The organism is Paenibacillus sp. MAEPY2, from assembly GCF_000499205.1.
Classification (GTDB): domain Bacteria; phylum Bacillota; class Bacilli; order Paenibacillales; family Paenibacillaceae; genus Paenibacillus; species Paenibacillus vandeheii.
The window spans coordinates 1-16,783 of the sequence record NZ_AWUK01000058.1 but is presented as its reverse complement, the minus strand read 5'-3'; the positions used below and the strand labels follow the sequence as shown (position 1 = coordinate 16,783).

Annotated in this window: 16 protein-coding genes and 8 tRNA genes; all 24 read right to left on the bottom strand. The window is 48.1% G+C overall.

All coding sequences use genetic code 11. From position 1 onward, the window contains the following. Nucleotides 1-18 precede the first annotated feature (18 nt). Nucleotides 19-966 carry a ribose-phosphate diphosphokinase gene (locus P364_RS0132245; RefSeq protein WP_024634118.1) on the bottom strand — a complete coding sequence of 316 codons (948 nt, stop codon included), beginning with the start codon at nt 964-966 and terminating at the stop codon, nt 19-21. Between the two features lie 79 nt (nt 967-1,045). Continuing rightward, a complete protein-coding gene (hisJ, locus tag P364_RS0132240; RefSeq protein ID WP_024634117.1) occupies nt 1,046-1,870 on the bottom strand; it encodes a histidinol-phosphatase HisJ in 825 nt (274 codons plus the stop codon). Nucleotides 1,871-1,881: 11 nt separating this feature from the next. Beyond that, the gene (gene hisIE / locus P364_RS0132235) at nt 1,882-2,610 is read right to left on the bottom strand and encodes a bifunctional phosphoribosyl-AMP cyclohydrolase/phosphoribosyl-ATP diphosphatase HisIE (protein ID WP_024634116.1); all 729 of its coding nucleotides are present in this window, start codon (nt 2,608-2,610) and stop codon (nt 1,882-1,884) included. Next, nucleotides 2,603-3,364, bottom strand: a complete 762-nt coding sequence (gene hisF / locus P364_RS0132230; RefSeq protein WP_024634115.1) for an imidazole glycerol phosphate synthase subunit HisF — start codon at nt 3,362-3,364, stop codon at nt 2,603-2,605. Before hisF ends, hisIE begins: the two co-directional genes overlap by 8 nt. A gap of 271 nt (nt 3,365-3,635) precedes the next feature. Continuing rightward, the gene (gene hisA, locus P364_RS0132225) at nt 3,636-4,370 is read right to left on the bottom strand and encodes a 1-(5-phosphoribosyl)-5-[(5-phosphoribosylamino)methylideneamino]imidazole-4-carboxamide isomerase (RefSeq protein ID WP_024634114.1); all 735 of its coding nucleotides are present in this window, start codon (nt 4,368-4,370) and stop codon (nt 3,636-3,638) included. 306 nt (nt 4,371-4,676) lie between these two features. Further along, a complete protein-coding gene (hisH, locus tag P364_RS0132220; RefSeq protein WP_024634113.1) occupies nt 4,677-5,297 on the bottom strand; it encodes an imidazole glycerol phosphate synthase subunit HisH in 621 nt (206 codons plus the stop codon). Nucleotides 5,298-5,300: 3 nt separating this feature from the next. Beyond that, a complete protein-coding gene (hisB, locus tag P364_RS0132215; RefSeq protein WP_024634112.1) occupies nt 5,301-5,930 on the bottom strand; it encodes an imidazoleglycerol-phosphate dehydratase HisB in 630 nt (209 codons plus the stop codon). Then, nucleotides 5,923-7,227, bottom strand: a complete 1,305-nt coding sequence (hisD, locus tag P364_RS0132210) for a histidinol dehydrogenase (protein WP_024634111.1) — start codon at nt 7,225-7,227, stop codon at nt 5,923-5,925. The genes hisB and hisD overlap by 8 nt, the downstream gene beginning before the upstream one ends. 163 nt (nt 7,228-7,390) lie before the next feature. Beyond that, nucleotides 7,391-8,050: an ATP phosphoribosyltransferase gene (hisG, locus tag P364_RS0132205; RefSeq protein ID WP_024634110.1), complete on the bottom strand. Its 660-nt coding sequence runs from the start codon at nt 8,048-8,050 to the stop codon at nt 7,391-7,393. Nucleotide 8,051: 1 nt separating this feature from the next. After that, on the bottom strand, nt 8,052-9,263 hold the full coding sequence (locus tag P364_RS0132200; RefSeq protein WP_024634109.1) for an ATP phosphoribosyltransferase regulatory subunit: 1,212 nt from the start codon (nt 9,261-9,263) through the stop codon (nt 8,052-8,054). A 540-nt stretch (nt 9,264-9,803) separates the two neighbouring features. Further along, the gene (locus tag P364_RS0132190; protein ID WP_024634108.1) at nt 9,804-10,346 is read right to left on the bottom strand and encodes an acyltransferase; all 543 of its coding nucleotides are present in this window, start codon (nt 10,344-10,346) and stop codon (nt 9,804-9,806) included. Beyond that, entirely contained in the window at nt 10,343-10,993 is a 651-nt protein-coding gene (ppaX, locus tag P364_RS0132185; RefSeq protein ID WP_024634107.1) for a pyrophosphatase PpaX, read from the bottom strand. Before ppaX ends, P364_RS0132190 begins: the two co-directional genes overlap by 4 nt. Before the next feature lie 6 nt (nt 10,994-10,999). Next, a complete protein-coding gene (gene lgt, locus P364_RS0132180; RefSeq protein ID WP_024634106.1) occupies nt 11,000-12,037 on the bottom strand; it encodes a prolipoprotein diacylglyceryl transferase in 1,038 nt (345 codons plus the stop codon). A 137-nt stretch (nt 12,038-12,174) separates the two neighbouring features. Then, nucleotides 12,175-13,113, bottom strand: a complete 939-nt coding sequence (gene hprK, locus P364_RS0132175) for an HPr(Ser) kinase/phosphatase (RefSeq protein WP_024634105.1) — start codon at nt 13,111-13,113, stop codon at nt 12,175-12,177. A gap of 288 nt (nt 13,114-13,401) precedes the next feature. Then, nucleotides 13,402-14,526, bottom strand: coding sequence for an ABC transporter ATP-binding protein (locus P364_RS0132170; RefSeq protein WP_024634104.1), 1,125 nt, complete (start codon nt 14,524-14,526; stop codon nt 13,402-13,404). A gap of 103 nt (nt 14,527-14,629) precedes the next feature. Continuing rightward, on the bottom strand, nt 14,630-15,823 hold the full coding sequence (locus P364_RS35810; RefSeq protein WP_236642178.1) for a PucR family transcriptional regulator: 1,194 nt from the start codon (nt 15,821-15,823) through the stop codon (nt 14,630-14,632). 162 nt (nt 15,824-15,985) lie between these two features. After that, nucleotides 15,986-16,058: transfer RNA gene (locus P364_RS0132160), tRNA-Lys, on the bottom strand. A 7-nt stretch (nt 16,059-16,065) separates the two neighbouring features. Then, nucleotides 16,066-16,151, bottom strand: a tRNA-Tyr gene (locus P364_RS0132155). 9 nt (nt 16,152-16,160) lie between these two features. Then, nucleotides 16,161-16,236: transfer RNA gene (locus P364_RS0132150), tRNA-Phe, on the bottom strand. A 20-nt stretch (nt 16,237-16,256) separates the two neighbouring features. Continuing rightward, a tRNA-Asp gene (locus P364_RS0132145) sits at nt 16,257-16,334 on the bottom strand. Nucleotides 16,335-16,343: 9 nt separating this feature from the next. Further along, a tRNA-Thr gene (locus P364_RS0132140) sits at nt 16,344-16,419 on the bottom strand. Between the two features lie 5 nt (nt 16,420-16,424). Beyond that, nucleotides 16,425-16,500: transfer RNA gene (locus P364_RS0132135), tRNA-Val, on the bottom strand. Between the two features lie 9 nt (nt 16,501-16,509). After that, a tRNA-Met gene (locus tag P364_RS0132130) sits at nt 16,510-16,586 on the bottom strand. A 46-nt stretch (nt 16,587-16,632) separates the two neighbouring features. Beyond that, nucleotides 16,633-16,724: transfer RNA gene (locus P364_RS0132125), tRNA-Ser, on the bottom strand. Nucleotides 16,725-16,783 lie beyond the last annotated feature (59 nt).

Sequence of the window (16,783 nt, the reverse complement as noted above, 5' to 3'; positions counted from 1 at the left end):
CATGTCTGTGCATCATAGTTAAATCCCTGAATCTTTGAACAGCGTAGCCATAGACCCACCATCCACAATGATGCGAATAGCACGAGCAAGCATTGGAGCTACAGGCAACACTTTGAAGCATTCGGGATGATCATCAGGCAGTGCGATGGAGTCTGTAACCACCACCTCGGCTATAGAGGGATGATTGAGCTTACTTAGCGCCCCATCCGAGAACAGACCATGTGTTGCGCATACATATACGTTTTTGGAGCCACGCTCCTTCAACCCTTCAACAACATTCAGAATTGTCGTTCCGGTATCGATCAGATCCTCAATAATAATCGGAGTTCGACCCTCCACATCCCCAATGACGTGTGTAATGATTGATTCGTTATGGCTTGGCCGCTTCTTGATCATAATGGCAAAAGGGGAATCCAGACGGTTCGCCAGTTTCTCCGCCATCGATGCTCGTCCCGCATCAGGGGAGACAACCACCGGATTTTCAATGCCTTTACTCAACAAATAATCACTAATGAGATCCAAGGATGTCATATGGTCCACTGGAATATTAAAGAATCCCTGAATTGCTGCTGCATGCAGATCAATGGTTACTACCCGGTTTGCTCCAGCCGTAGTTAACACATCTGCAACCATCTTGGCCGAGATCGGCTCACGCGGAGCAGACTTACGTTCCTGACGGGCATATCCGTAGTAGGGAACAATAATATTTACCGTACGGGCAGAAGCCCTTTTGGCTGCATCAATCATGACGAGCAATTCAACGAACAACTCATTAATCGGATGAGATAATGATTGAATCAGAAACACATCACAGTTGCGGATCGTCTCTTCGTAGTGAACGTATATTTCTCCGCTCTTGAACCGGGACAGTTTGATCTTGCCTAGTTGTACGCCCAGCTTGTCGCATACCTGTTCTGCCAGCTTAGGGTTCGATGAACCGGAAAAAATACGTAACGAATGCTGCATAATGCCCTCCCGAGGGTTGAAGTCCCTATATAATCCTTATCTAAAAGGTTATTTCCTACCCTCATTATACTCCACTGCTCTATACATTTAAAGAAAGGAACGAGCGCTGACGACCTTCAAAAACAGCTACCTCCGTACAGCCCAGCTCGCGCAGGAGCGCCTCGGCTTCAGGCAGGTAATCGCCAAGCTTCAACGGATCATGTGCATCGGAGCCAAGCGTGAGCGGAATCCCCAATTGAATAGCCTTAGTTAGCATTCGGCGACCGGGGAACATCTCTGCACATGGTTTCGATAATCCTGATGCATTGAGCTCCATAGCGCAGCCACTCTTTGCAATGCCTTGCAGCGCTGCATTTTCCAAAGCTACCCGCTCTTCCGTCTGCTCTGGTGCCGGAGCGAAGCCAAAGCGCTTGATGACATCCGCATGGCCCATAATATCGTACATTCCTGTAGCTGCCGCTTTGCTCACGGCATCATAGTACTGACGGTAAACTTCCAGTACGTCTTTGCCTTCCCAATGATGGGTCTGGCGAAAATCCGTAATGTCCCATTCCCCGAGAAAGTGAATCGATCCAATCACATAGTCCCAGGGGTACCGCTCGATAATGGCCCGAATTTCTGTCTCCCAGCCTTCAATATAGTCGCCTTCGAGGCCGACACGCACATCAATCTGGCCACGGTATCGCTCCTTCAGAGAAAAACACTCTTCCACATAACGCGGCAGCTCGTCCATAGGCATAGCCATCTCGGGATAATATTGAGCGGGATCTACATGCAGCAATGGCATGTGATCCGACAACCCAATCTGAGATAGGCCAATTTCCACCCCACGCTGCACATAAGCCTCCAGCTTGCCAACAGCATGACCACACCGCTCATGGTGTGTATGATAATCTATGCGCACAGGTTCGCCTCCTAATCGCGGCGAGGCCGCTCGTGGCGACGGCTCAGCTCTGACATGATGTCATCCAGCGGTAGCTTGCGCTCTTGCAACAGTACGAGCAAGTGATACATCAGGTCACTGACCTCAAGGCGAAGCTCGTCATTGTCTTTATTTTTGGCGGCGATGATCGTCTCGGACGCTTCTTCACCGATTTTTTTCAAAATCTTATCCACGCCCTTATCAAACAGGTACGTCGTATATGCGCCTTCCGGGCGCTCGCGTTCACGCTCTGCAATTACGGATTCCAGTTCAGCCAGTACTTCGAAACGACCTTCCGAGCTGGAACTTGCAGTTGTTGTACCCGATTCACTTGAGACCGCGGCGGTGGATTGCTCTGGCAAGCCCACGATTTCATTATGGAAACACGTTACTGCTCCGGTGTGGCAAGCAGGTCCATTTGGCTTTACCTCAACGAGCAAGGTGTCACCATCACAATCGTATTTCAATGAAGTAATCGTCTGTACGTTGCCTGAAGTTGCGCCCTTGTGCCACAGCTCTTGACGCGAACGCGACCAGAACCACGTTTCACCGGATTCCAGCGATAATTTCAGGGATTCCCGATTCATATAAGCCATCATCAGAACTTGACGCGTCTCAGCATCCTGCACAATGGCAGGTACCAATCCGTCGCTCCAACGAATGTGCTCCACAACCTGCTCCAAGGATAATTGCTCCTTGATCTCATTGCTTACGTTAGTCACGGATCTCCACCCCTTGCTCTCTCAAATGTTGTTTTAACGCCGGAACGGCGATTTCTTTATAATGGAATATCGTTGCCGCCAGACCTGCATCCGCTTTACCTGTCGTGAACACATCATAGAAATGCGATTCCTTGCCCGCACCACCCGAAGCAATCACCGGAATACGTACCGATTCGGATACCGCTGATGTCAGCTTCAGATCGAATCCGTCCTTCGTTCCATCCGCGTCCATGCTTGTCAGCAGAATTTCTCCAGCACCTAATGTCTCCGCCTGCTTAACCCATTCCAGTGCCTTGATCCCTGAAGGTTTCCGTCCACCATGCGTATAAACCTCCCACTCGCCCCAAGCCTCATTATACTTGGCGTCTATTGCTACGACGATACACTGGGAACCAAAGCGGCGCGCCCCATCTGCAATCAGCTGAGGATTAAGAACGGCTGCCGTATTTACAGCAATTTTATCCGCTCCTGCACGTAGAATGCGCTTCATGTCTTCCACCTTGGAAATGCCTCCACCCACGGTAAAAGGAATAGCGATCTCGCCTGCGGTCTGCCGCACTACTTCTTCCATCGTCTCGCGGCCTTCCACCGAAGCGGAGATATCGAGAAATACCAGTTCATCCGCGCCCTCGCGGTCATACAGCGCCGCCAGCTCTACCGGATCACCCGCATCGCGGAGATTGACGAAGTTAACGCCTTTGACGACCCGGCCGTCCTTCACGTCCAGACAAGGAATGATTCTTTTTGCCAGCATGCTCCTCTTCCTCTCTCTCCGATTATCGCATACCTGTATAAGTTCAACTATAGAACATTCACACTAGCCACTCCGATGACAGAACAACCTTACGATCGCTGTTATCCCCAGATTTTTTGATCCTTTTTTAAAGGGAAACTCCGGGGATAGCGTATGCTTCCGATGCAGCTTTCTTTCAGAGAGCTTTCAGGCGAACGTTTCACTTCTTCAGGTTATTTCTGTCCTCTCCGTTATCGTGCAAATGTTTATTTGAGCCTATATAGTATCGCTATTATTTATTTACCGCACGAACTGCTTCGGACAGATCGATGCTGCCCGTATACAGCGCTTTGCCCACGATTGCTCCTCCGACACCATCTTCCGCATGTTTGCTTAAACGAAGCAGATCATCCATGACACTAACTCCCCCGGAAGCAATCACCGTACGACCACTCGCCTTCGCAAGAGACACAATCGCTTCCACGTTAGGACCCTGCATCATGCCATCACGGGAGATGTCCGTGAAGATAAAGGTTTCCGCACCAAATGCCGCTAGTTCCTTCGCCAACACCTCAGCCTGAACTTCCGATGTCTCAAGCCAGCCGCGTGTCGCCACATACCCATTGCGTGCATCGATACCAATCGCTACTTTGTCTCCATATCGTCCCAGTACTTCTTCAGTAAAAGCGCGATCCTCGATAGCCGCTGTTCCGATTATAAGGCGACTCACGCCAAGACCCAGCAAACGCTCCACATCAGCCACTGTACGAAGACCACCACCTACCTGAACAGGCACGTTCACAGCTGAAGCAATACGTCCGATCAGTTCATCATTCACCGGATGACCTGCTTTTGCACCGTCCAGATCGACCAGATGAACGTATGTACCACCTTGCTTCTCCCAGGAAAGAGCAACTTGAACCGGGTCATCGTTATATACCGTCTCCTGATTGTAATCTCCCTGCACCAGTCTTACACATTTGCCGTCCCGGATATCAATTGCCGGATATATGATAAAAGATGACATACAAGGCCTCCTGAATATATTCATATTTGTCTCTATATAAATTGAAACTAAAGAATATTTACACTTGCCACTCCGATGACAGAACAACCTTCCGATCGCTGTTATCCCCAGATTTTTTTTGAATCCCTTATTTAAAGGGGAAAATCCGGGGATAAAGGCGAACGCTCCGCTTCTTCAGGTTATTTCTGTCCTCTCCGTTATCGTGTAAATGTTTAGTTCAATTTATATAGATTAGATTTTATATAAGTTTAGCTACGTATTATTCTATAAGGATGAAATTAAAAAATCATATGATTACGAGTGATATTACGCCTTCGATCCAGTCAATGCCAGGAAGTTTCCAAGCAGCTTCATCCCCAGCTCTCCGCTCTTCTCCGGGTGGAACTGCATGCCGAAATTGGAGCCTCTGCCAACAATCGCCGTAACCGGATGTCCGTAATCCGTTACTGCCAATAGATCGCTCTCTACTTCCGTACGTGCATGGTATGAATGGACAAAATAGACATGACCTGCCTCAAGCCCCGCGAGTAGCGGGTTTTCCGGATGCAGGAACTGCAATCGATTCCAACCCATATGTGGAACCTTTAATTCTCCCGGTGTGAATCGCACCACTTGACCCGGCAAAATGTTAAGTCCTTCATGCTCGCCATGCTCCTCACTTGAGCTGAACAACAACTGCATGCCCAGACAGATCCCGAGCAGTGGTTTGGCTCCAGCTGCAGCTTCCTTCACCACAGCGTCCAAACCATTTTCCCGCAAGTGCACCATGGCATCGCCAAACGCACCTACACCTGGCAGAATCACACCATCTGCACCAAGAATAGCATCCCGATCACCTGTGACCAGCGCTTCGTAGCCAAGACGTTCGACCGCTTTGCCGACGCTGTGCAGGTTCCCCATACCGTAATCGACAATTGCAATCGCCATCGTCTACAGCACTCCCTTCGTGGAAGGCACACCCGTTACACGTGGATCAATTGTTGTCGCCTCATCCAGTGCACGACCCAGTGCTTTGAAGATCGCTTCGATCATGTGATGTGTATTTTGCCCGTAGTGCACAATAACGTGCAATGTAATCCGAGCTTCCAGCGCTAATTTCCACAGAAACTCATGCACCAGTTCGGTCGAAAAGCTGCCCACTTGCTGGGATGGGTACTCTGCACGGTACTCGAAGTGAGGTCGGTTGCTCACATCAATCACAACCTGAGCGAGAGCCTCATCCATCGGCACAAATACACTGGCATAACGTTTGATTCCGCGCTTGTCTCCCAACGCTTCACGAAGTGTCTGCCCCAGACAGATCCCGATATCCTCCACCGTGTGATGGTCATCAATATCAACATCGCCGCGCGCCTGTACGTTCAGATCGAATTGTCCATGCTTCGTGAACAGGTCTAGCATATGATTGAGGAAAGGTACGTCCGTTTCAATCTCGGATTGCCCCGTTCCATCTACGGCAAAAGCAAGCTGAATGTTCGTTTCATTTGTCTTGCGGTCTACCTCTGCCTGACGTACAGCCCCCTTTTTCTGAAGGTCCAAACCATTATTCTGCTTATCCATTATCCGATTCCGCCTTTCCTTCCTGTTCTAACCGTACAGCGATCGCACGGGCGTGTCCTTCGAGCCCTTCATGCCGGGCCAGCTCTATAATAGCCGCTCCGTTTTGGAGCAACGCTTCCTTGCTGTAATAGATCAAACTCGATTTTTTGATAAAATCATCCACGTCCACAGGTGAACTGAATCGGGCCGTTCCATTGGTCGGAATAATATGATTCGGTCCCGCAAAATAATCCCCTACCGGCTCCGAGCTATACGGGCCGAGGAAAATCGCTCCGGCATTCTCGATCCGGCCAGCATAAGCCATGGGCTCCTGCACCATGATCTCCAGATGCTCCGGTGCGAGCCGGTTCACCACATCGATTCCCTCATCAATGGAATCGACCACAATAATCGCGCCATACTGCTCCACGGAAGCAGCAGCGATATCGCGCCGCGGCAGCACTTCCAGCTGCTGCCGCACTTCGGCCTGCACGGCTTCCGCCAGCATGGCCGAGGTCGTGACGAGAATGGCCGATGCCATCTCGTCATGTTCCGCCTGCGACAACAGGTCTGCGGCGACATACACCGGATTCGCCGTATCATCGGCGAGCACCACAATCTCACTCGGCCCGGCGATACTGTCGATATCGACCGCACCGTACACCTCGCGCTTCGCGAGCGCCACGTAAATATTGCCCGGTCCACAGATCTTGTCGACCGGGGCAATACTCTCCGTGCCGTAAGCGAGGGCGGCGATCGCCTGAGCGCCGCCAACCCGGTACATCTCGCTCACGCCTGCTTCCGCAGCAGCCACGAGAATGTACGGGTTAATGCCTTCGCCTCCGTTCGTTGACGGCGGCGTCACCAGAACAATCTCCGGCACGCCAGCCACCTGTGCCGGAATTACATTCATCAGCACCGACGATGGATATGCTGCTTTGCCGCCAGGTACATAGACACCGACCCGCTTCAGCGGTCGGATCACCTGGCCCAGCAGACTGCCGTCCGGCTGCCAATCCATCCATGAGTTGCGCTTCTGCTTCTCATGAAAAGCACGAATGTTAGCGGCGGCTTGCCGAATCGCCGTCACGAAGGAAGGCTCTACGGCTGCATAAGCCGCCTGCAGCTCTTCCTGCGGCACGCGCAGCTCTGCGGCCGTCAGCTTCGTGCGGTCCAGCTGCTCTGTGTAACGCAGCAGTGCCGCATCTCCTTCCCGGCGAATGTCGCCGACAATGCGCCGTACCGTTTCATTTTGCTCCGGTGTACCGTACTCCACTTCCCGCTTCAGATCAAATTCCCGTGCAGGTATAATTTTCATGCGTACAACCTCCTTATCCCCTGTATTACGTAATCCCTGTCATGTATGTGCAGATTCGTTCCTATTGTTTCTCATTACTTGCTTCTGTCGTTTCATTCTTTGGTTATTTCCGTTTCTATATTTCCCGTTCATTAAAACCATACATTCCTTGCTTATCTATGGTTTAACCTCGAACTATACCCGCCGACAATTCATTCGATGCTGGAATGACCTGTTGGAGAGCATCGCATAATGCCTGAATCCGTGCGTTCTTCATCCGATAGCTTACCCGATTCGCGATAAGGCGGCTCGTGATATCCAGGATGCCCGTCATCTCAACGAGTCCGTTCTCCCGTAACGTCTGTCCGGTCTCTACCAGATCGACAATCCGGTCAGCCAGACCAATCAAGGGCGCCAGTTCGATGGAACCGTTCAGTTTGATGACTTCTACCTGCTGTCCCTGTTCACGAAAATATTGGGAAGCGATTCTCGGATATTTTGTTGCCACCCGCTGCTGAATGCCAGGCGTCCAGTCGGGTAGTCCAATAACAGACATACGGCACTGCGCGATTCCCAGGTTCAACAATTCGTACACGTCCCGATTTTCCTCAAGCAGAACGTCTTTGCCAACAATCCCAATGTCCGCTACTCCATATTCCACATAGGTAGGCACGTCCACAGGTTTCGCCATGATGAACTCCATCCCCGCTTCCGGCACTTCAATCACCAGTTTGCGTGTATCATCTACATCAACGGGAATATCAAGCCCGGCCTCACGGAACAATTTGGAGGCTTTCTTATAGATTCGGCCCTTCGGCATGGCAACCTTCAATATATCCGACATCTCAGCGTCCCCCTCCATTTTCAGATCCGTATGTGATAACCTGCTCAGCCTGGATTGACTTATTGCCTGTTAGAGCACCAGTATTCGTACTTGCCTCTGTTCCATCTCTAGGAAGAAGTTGCGTTACTACATTCTGACCGATACTGCGTAGTCGCGCGGCCTCCGTTAGAGCCTCAGCCCGGCGTTCCGAGTTATATTGAATAAGTACAGGCTTCTTCTCTTCCATTGTAATTCCATGAACACCATCGATAATCCGGTTCGTTTTGAGCGCAAACCCTGTAGCTGGAAGTGAACGGCCAAACTGCTGTAACAGATTGTCATATCGTCCGCCGCTGCATACCGGGGATCCGAGTTCACCCGCATACCCTTCAAACGTCATGCCCGTATAATACGAGAAATCACCAATCATCGTTAGATCAATCAACACATGTTCGGAAACACCGTACGCTTCCAACACTTCAAATACCGCACATAAATGTGCAATCGATTTTGCTGCTTCAGTACTTGAACTCAGCTCTGCTGCGTGTGTACATACTTCTTTACCGCCACGCAGACGCAAAATGGCTTCAAGCTGCTCCTTCAGTTTCGGTTCCAGATTCAATGCTTCAATGGATTGGCGATAGCCGACATAATCGCGTCCCAGCAATCCTTCTTTCAACTGCTCCTGTTGTACCGTTTGCCCTGGAATGACTTCTTCCAGTAACCCGTTCAGAAATCCCATATGACCCATCGCAATTTTAAAGGAAGACACACCCGCTGCCTGCAAAGAAGCAATTGCAAGTGCTACAACTTCTGCATCTGCCTCAGGCGAATCATCACCAACAAGCTCTACACCCGTTTGGAAAAATTCCGCCTCACGTCCCGCTTCCTCTTCTATAGAACGAAACACATTCGCATGATAGGAAAGACGCAGCGGAAGCTCTTCATCCTTTAACAAAGAAGAAACCACTCGTGCAATTGGCGCTGTCAGATCCGATCTTAGCACCAACGTAGTCCCGCGACTGTTCAATAATTTAAACAACTTGCGATCCGATGTGGAGCTCGCTACACCTACGGTATCGTAGTATTCAATCGTTGGTGTAATGATTTGACGGTAACCCCAGCGTTCCATGCATTCCAGTACATTTCGCTCAATTGTTCGCAGCTTTGTCACCACATGTGGTGTATAGTCACGAAAACCTGTCGGTTTCTCAAAGCCTTTTGGTTTGGACATTGGTATTATTCACCCCGAGTCAGTAATTTAAGATTGGTAGACGTTCTATTTCAACAGGATTTATGTAGTGTAAATCCTCATTCTATCTTGTAGCCTGATTTCTTATGGTTGCTGCCAGACAGCCTTCAAAACGTGTTTCGTAAATGTTTAATTATGCTTACCTATACTTAACTTTCATCCCAATTCTTTAACATGGTAAAGTGCTAACAAACTAAAGGATATGGGATATGATAACATGAATGACCATCCATCGTCAACAATACGGCACCTTTGGTTCACTTGTTACGCATCCTCCATTTGTGATCACATTGCTCAAGAATAGTCTAATTATTTGTATACGAAAAAAGCTGCCATCAGCAGCTTCCTTATTCCAGTCAGTTCAACTTTTATCTTCCCCTGACTGAACCAATACAGGTTAATTTCCGTATATTCGTTAACCATCTTTTTAGATATTTCTTAAATCCATTTTCGGTATATCCTTTACATTTTTCCCGTATACCTTTGTTTCCACCTGTTCTTGATTTCTTATGACGCGTCTTCTTACTCCAAATTTCCAGGAACAGGTTCATCAGCCTTTAAGACGATCTCCTCCATTGAAGCATTCGAGCGAGACAGATCACGAAGTGGATTCCCTCCAACAAAAGCCCCCGGAGCTACGTCCTTATGAACCACTGCTCCTGCAGCTACAACCGCACCGTCCCCAATGGTCACACCTGGCAGAATAGTTGAATTTGCACCGATCAGCACATTTTCCCCGATAATCACCTCACCGAGTCTGTACTCCTTAATGAGATACTCGTGAGCAAGGATCGTGGTGTTGTAACCAATTACGGAATTTTCGCCCACCGTAATTTTCTCCGGGAAGAACACATCCACCATGACCATCAGTCCAAATGCCGTATGTTTACCCACCTTCATGCCGAGCATGCGACGATAGATCCAGTTCTTGACCGATAGAATCGGGCAGTACCGTGACAACTGAATCCAGATAAAATTGCGCACGCCTTTCCACGGACTCACGGTCTTGTAGATATGCCAAAGTGCGTTATGGCCTTCTACGGGATAGCGGGTTACTTTTCTCATGAACGTTCCGTTTCAATCAGCGTAAGCAAGTCCTTCATGTCGTGCAAAATGTAATCCGGTTTATATTCGCTCAATACGGCTTCTCCCTTAAGCGACCAGGCTACGCCTGCCGAAAGTGCGCCCGCATTCTGTGCCGATTGAATATCGACTGGGCTGTCACCCACCATCAATGTTTTGGAAGGATCTGCACCCAACTCCTCGATTGCTTTTAGGACGGGTTCAGCATGTGGCTTGGGATGGGTTACATCGGTAACCGTCACAATCGATTTCATATATTTCAACAGGTCGAAACGCTCCAGCACCTTTAGTGAAGATGGACGAATCTTCGTTGTGACCACACCCATCACAATTCCTGCCTTATGAAGAGCTTCAACGACCTCAATCACGTGAGGAAACGGCTGAACCATCGCCTCTTGATGAACATCGTTGTACGCCCGATATCCTTTGACATACTCCGCAACATCCTCTTTCCCAGAGAACGTACGCATCTGATTCTCTAGTGTTCCCCCCATATGTGGGATGATCTGTTCACGTGTCCAAGGGGTTGATAATTGCAAATCCTCCATCACATGAAGGAAAGAGTTGATAATTAGCTCATTCGTGTCGATAATCGTTCCATCCAGATCAAACAAAACCGTGTCAATCATGCTGCATTACTCCTTTTTCTCTTCAGCTTGCTTCGGATCCTCTTTGGTCGAGACTGGAGTTACCGTGTCCTCTTTGCCTGCAACTGGGCCTGTATGCACCATATCATCCGATGATTCTGAAGGAACCTTGGAAGATACAATCGGATCGCTATACCGCACATCTGCCTTGCCTGTCATTCTTCTCACAACGATGAAGACAATTGCAACAACAATGATGCCAATAGCCAGCAGCTGCGAAATTCTTACATTACCGTAGGCCGGATCAAGATATCCTTGCTCGAAGCCCATAGCTGTCATCGGGGACCATAATCCATTAACCATGGAGGCAACCCATTGCGGTGCCTGGAATCCCAGACTGTCGGTACGCAGCGCTTCGATAAAGAAACGACCAATCGAGTACCAGATAAAATAGGACATAAACAACTCACCAGCACGCAGAAACTTCTGACGACGAAGCACGAGTAAGATGACCAAACCAACAAGACTCCACATCGATTCGTACAAAAACGCAGGATGATGGAATACACCTTCCACGTTCATCTGATTTACAATAAAGTCTGGCAAATGAAGCTTGTCTCTCAAAAATGATTCTTCTACAGGACCGCCATAGGCCTCTTGGTTTACAAAGTTACCCCAGCGTCCGATCATTTGTCCAACAATCAGTCCAGGTGCACAGATGTCGGCCATGCGCCAGAAGTTATACCCTTTACGACGGAAGAAAATGACTGCACATATAATTGCACCAATCAGTGCGCCGTATATGGCGATACCACCATTCCATATTTTAAAGACATCCCAGAAATTATCCTTATAATCGTCCCACCGAAATGCCACGTAGTATATGCGGGCACCGATAATAGCAGAAGGCACACCAAGCAGAACCATGTCCATGAACACTTCCTGCGGAATGTTATACCGTTTGCCTTCCCGGATCACGAGCAGCAAACCTACAAGTGCCGCTGTACCAAGAATAAGCCCGTACCAGTGAACCTTTAACGCTCCGATGGAGAACGCAATGGGGTTCAACAGTAATAATGTATCCATTCATTCACACTCCTATAAATTCACTCATCTGTATGCATGACCAAATGGGACCTGCTCCAAATCCCGTAAGAAGTAGAGCAGGACGAACTTGGTCTTTATTTTAAAACAATTAAATATGTTCCTACATTTCTATATTCCTAGTCCATGTCTTCCATGTCTTCCGAAATCGTTGCTGTCAGCTTGTTCGTAAATTGCAGCGCAGCGTTAAGTCCCATTTGCTTAAGACGATAGTTCATCGCCGCAACTTCAATAATTACAGCCAAGTTCCGTCCCGGACGAACAGGAATCGTTACCAGAGGTACATCTGTATCGATGATTCGTGTTGTCTCCTCATCCAGACCGAGGCGATCATACTGCTTATCCTGCTGCCAAGCCTCAAGACGCACTACTAGGGTGATCCGTTTATTATTACGCACAGCCCCTGCACCAAACAATGTCATCACGTTGATGATCCCAACTCCCCGAATCTCAAGCAGATGACGGATGAGCTCTGGTGCTGTTCCGTGCAGCTGGAAGTCTGATGTTTGCCGGATTTCAACTGCATCATCGGCAATCAGACGATGTCCACGCTTCACCAATTCAAGTGCCGTTTCACTCTTACCAATACCACTGCTGCCCGTAATTAGCATACCGACTCCATTCACATCACACAGTACGCCATGAATCGTTGCCGTTGGCGCAAGCTTACGTTCCAGGAATCCGGTAATACGGCTCGATAAAATTGTTGTAGCCATGTTGCTGCGAAGCACGGCCAGATTCTGCTCCTCACTGATATCGATTAGTTCCTGTGGTACTTCCAGTCCACGAGTCACCAAGATACAAGGCGTTTCTTCCGTGCATAGGCGCTGCATCCGGTCACGACGCTCTGCTTCAGGCAGCATTGAAAAAAAGGCCAGCTCTGTTCTCCCAAGCAGCTGTACCCGTTCTTGTGGATGATATTCAAAATAACCGGCCATTTCGAGGCCAGGACGGTTTAAGTCATCTACAGTAATGACTCTCTTCAAACCTTGAGATCCGGAAACGACCTCAAGCTGGAACTGCTGTACCAATTCAGATACTTTCACTTTTTTCGCCATTTGTCTCTTCCTTTCAGCATTCGCTGCTTCTCTATGTACATCAGCATTTTAGCGTCAATTCCATTCCATTATTAGCGCATTCATTTTGTTTGTTTCAGGTTACAGTTTTTACAAAACAAAACCAGCCTTCAAATAATCTTAAATGAATTCAGTGTTGAATGCAATCGCGAACCATGGCCGCCCATTAATCAAAAAAGCCCCTTCCAGCAATAACGGAAGGGGCTCAGATTACAATGTATGATTGCATTAACTGACAGATTCCATCGTTACCGATGAATCTCAGTGCTATTAGTCTTGAAGAAGAACGTTTGCTTCAGTCTCTTTGTCAAAGATATGAACTTTGTTCATGTCAATTGCCATTTTAACTGTGGAACCATCACGAGTGTTGGAACGTCCGTCTACACGTGCGATTGTAGTATCATTACCTACACCGCTCAAGTAGAGGAGCATTTCGTGACCCAGGTTCTCTGTTACGTCTACGTGTGTAGAGAATACAGAGTTCGGGGATGCTTCCAGGAATACCGGCTCTTCGTGAATGTCTTCTGGACGAACACCCAGAATCACTTCTTTGCCAATGTATCCTCTTGATTTCAGCACTTGTGCTTTACCTTGTGGGATTTCAACGTCCACACCAGGAGCTACGAAATGCAGGCTAGCACCTTGCTCAGCCAGTTTACCCGAGATAAAGTTCATTGTCGGGGAACCGATGAATCCAGCTACGAACAGGTTCGCCGGGTGGTTGTAGAGTTCTTCCGGAGAAGCTGCTTGTTGGATGATACCATCCTTCATAACAACGATCCGATCACCCATTGTCATTGCTTCGATTTGGTCATGCGTTACGTAGATAACGGTTGTTTCCAAACGTTTCGCAAGTTTAGTGATCTCAGCACGCATTTGACCACGCAGTTTGGCATCCAAGTTGGAGAGAGGCTCATCCATCAAGAACACTTGTGGATCACGGACGATCGCACGTCCCAGAGCGACACGCTGACGTTGACCACCGGACAAAGCCTTAGGTTTACGCTCAAGCAAATGCTCGATATCCAGGATTCTAGCTGCTTCACGTACACGTTTGTCGATCTCATCTTTTTTCACTTTACGCAATTTCAAACCAAACGCCATGTTTTGGTATACGCTCATATGCGGATACAAGGCATAGGATTGGAATACCATCGCGATATCGCGGTCTTTAGGAGCAACATCATTTACGACACGGTCGCCGATATAGAGTTTACCTTCAGAAATTTCCTCAAGGCCTGCGATCATACGCAGTGTTGTTGATTTACCACAACCGGACGGACCTACCAGTACCAGAAATTCTTTATCTTTAATGTCCAGGTTAATATCAACTACTGTTGCTTTATCAGAACCCGGGTATTTTTTGAAAATATGCTCTAAACGTACACCAGCCATGATTGTTGCCTCCTCAGAGATCATTTTGTAATCGAATACATTTTGTAGTTTTATATTAACCCATTTGCATGATGTTTGACTATTCGCAAACTGCACAAAAATATCAAAGCTTTTTCGTCACTTTGTACATAAGCAGTAAAAGCCGCACCAGAACAGCACTTTCAAAGTTTCTGACATCATATCCAATCTCCTGTTTGATCTTATCAAGGCGATATACCAAGGTATTTCGATGAATGAAGAGGCGCTTTGCCGTCTCGCTGACATTACAATCCAGATTGAAAAAGGTTTCGAGCGTAGCCAGTGTCTCACTATCACTAAACAACACAGTGCCCTTTCCCGTTTCCTGTATAAAACGAAGACGTTGTTGCACAGGAATGCTGTCTACCAAACGTTCGAGGTGTAAATCCCAAGGAAGATGAATGTGCTGTGCAACATGGAAGGCCCGGCCCAAGTGAACACTTTCTTGAAGGAGCGCCGTGACAGAAGATAGTTGCCTTGTAGGGATACATGGTAAGGAAGCAGACAAATGAAATACACCTGCCCATTCACTGGCTACTAACTCATATAGCCCCTGACAAAAGGCATTCAGCAAATCCTTTCTGGCTTCAGCGGTATCCTCTTCGGCTTCACCTGTAACGATCTGTTCATCACCCAGAAACACCCACTCCTGCGCCCCAACAGGAATCAGTATAATTTCTTCACCAAAATAACTTTCGAGCAGTTTATTCAGTTCCTTTGAACGAATACGATGAGCATCAGGTGTCTCACATTGCAGCAAAAATGGGATTTTCTCTGCTTTCAATTCTCCAGCCAACGAAAAATAATCCGGGATAGCCTCCTGCTGAGCTGGGTGCTCAATCTGCTGTCGAATCCAATGCCCCAATTCAGCAAGCTGTTGCTCTCTATCATTTTCATAAATCACAGGCTGTTCTTCATCCAGTAATCGATTATGATTGCTAATGAGCAGCTCAATTAATCGCCGTACTTCAAACGTAACAGAGTCAGCAGAACATCTCCAACACAAGACATTGCCTTCTTGCTCATTCAAACCGACTTTGAAATAAACATGTTCCTCTGCAGTCCAACTTCGTACATCTGTAACCGGATCATTTGAGCTTTCATCTTGAGGTGTAAGATCGTCGGTCCCCTCTGTCCCACTCAGGGTCATTTGTTTAGCTTCCTGACCAACTGAGTTTATTGTGAACTGATTCCATTCTTCTATAGTTAACACAGATTCGTTTAAAGTAGTGCCTATAATTGCTTCGATTTGTTGTTTTAGATCAGGTATGAGCTTCATATAATGAACGCCACCACTCTGCTTTTTTCTATTATTTTATCATATCTTGGACAGCATCGCCTTTATCGGTCCACATATGAGTTTCCACATGAACAATCAAATTATCCATAACAAAAAAGAGTGACTAATCAAATTAATGATCAATCACTCTTTTTCAAAAGATGAGTCATGAAGGGCTCGAACCTTCGACACCCTGATTAAAAGTCAGGTGCTCTACCAACTGAGCTAATGACTCGTAAAACTGGTGGAGGATGATGGATTCGAACCACCGAACCCGTACGGGAGCAGATTTACAGTCTGATGCGTTTGGCCACTTCGCTAATCCTCCAGGATTACATGGTGGCTCGGGACGGAATCGAACCGCCGACACGAGGATTTTCAGTCCTCTGCTCTACCGACTGAGCTACCGAGCCTTATTCAATTTTGGGATTAATGGCGGAACCGACGGGATTCGAACCCGCGATCTCCTGCGTGACAGGCAGGCATGTTAGGCCAACTACACCACGGTTCCAGGCATTAATGGTGCCGGCGAGAGGACTTGAACCCCCAACCTACTGATTACAAGTCAGTTGCTCTACCAGTTGAGCTACACCGGCGTATATGGTGGAGGCTGAGGGGATCGAACCCCCGACCCTCTGCTTGTAAGGCAGATGCTCTCCCAGCTGAGCTAAGCCTCCTGGGTAATATGGTAGCGGCGGAGGGGATCGAACCCCCGACCTCACGGGTATGAACCGTACGCTCTAGCCAGCTGAGCTACACCGCCATATTAAAAACCAAATCCTAATTGCTTGTCCATCTTAAGGTAAAGATGGCGGAGAGAGAGGGATTCGAACCCTCGCACCGCTTACGCAGTCTAACCCCTTAGCAGAGGGTCCCCTTATAGCCACTTGGGTATCTCTCCAAATTGACAATCAAGAACAATACTCACAAGGATTGCTCCCTGAAAACTAGATCCGAAAC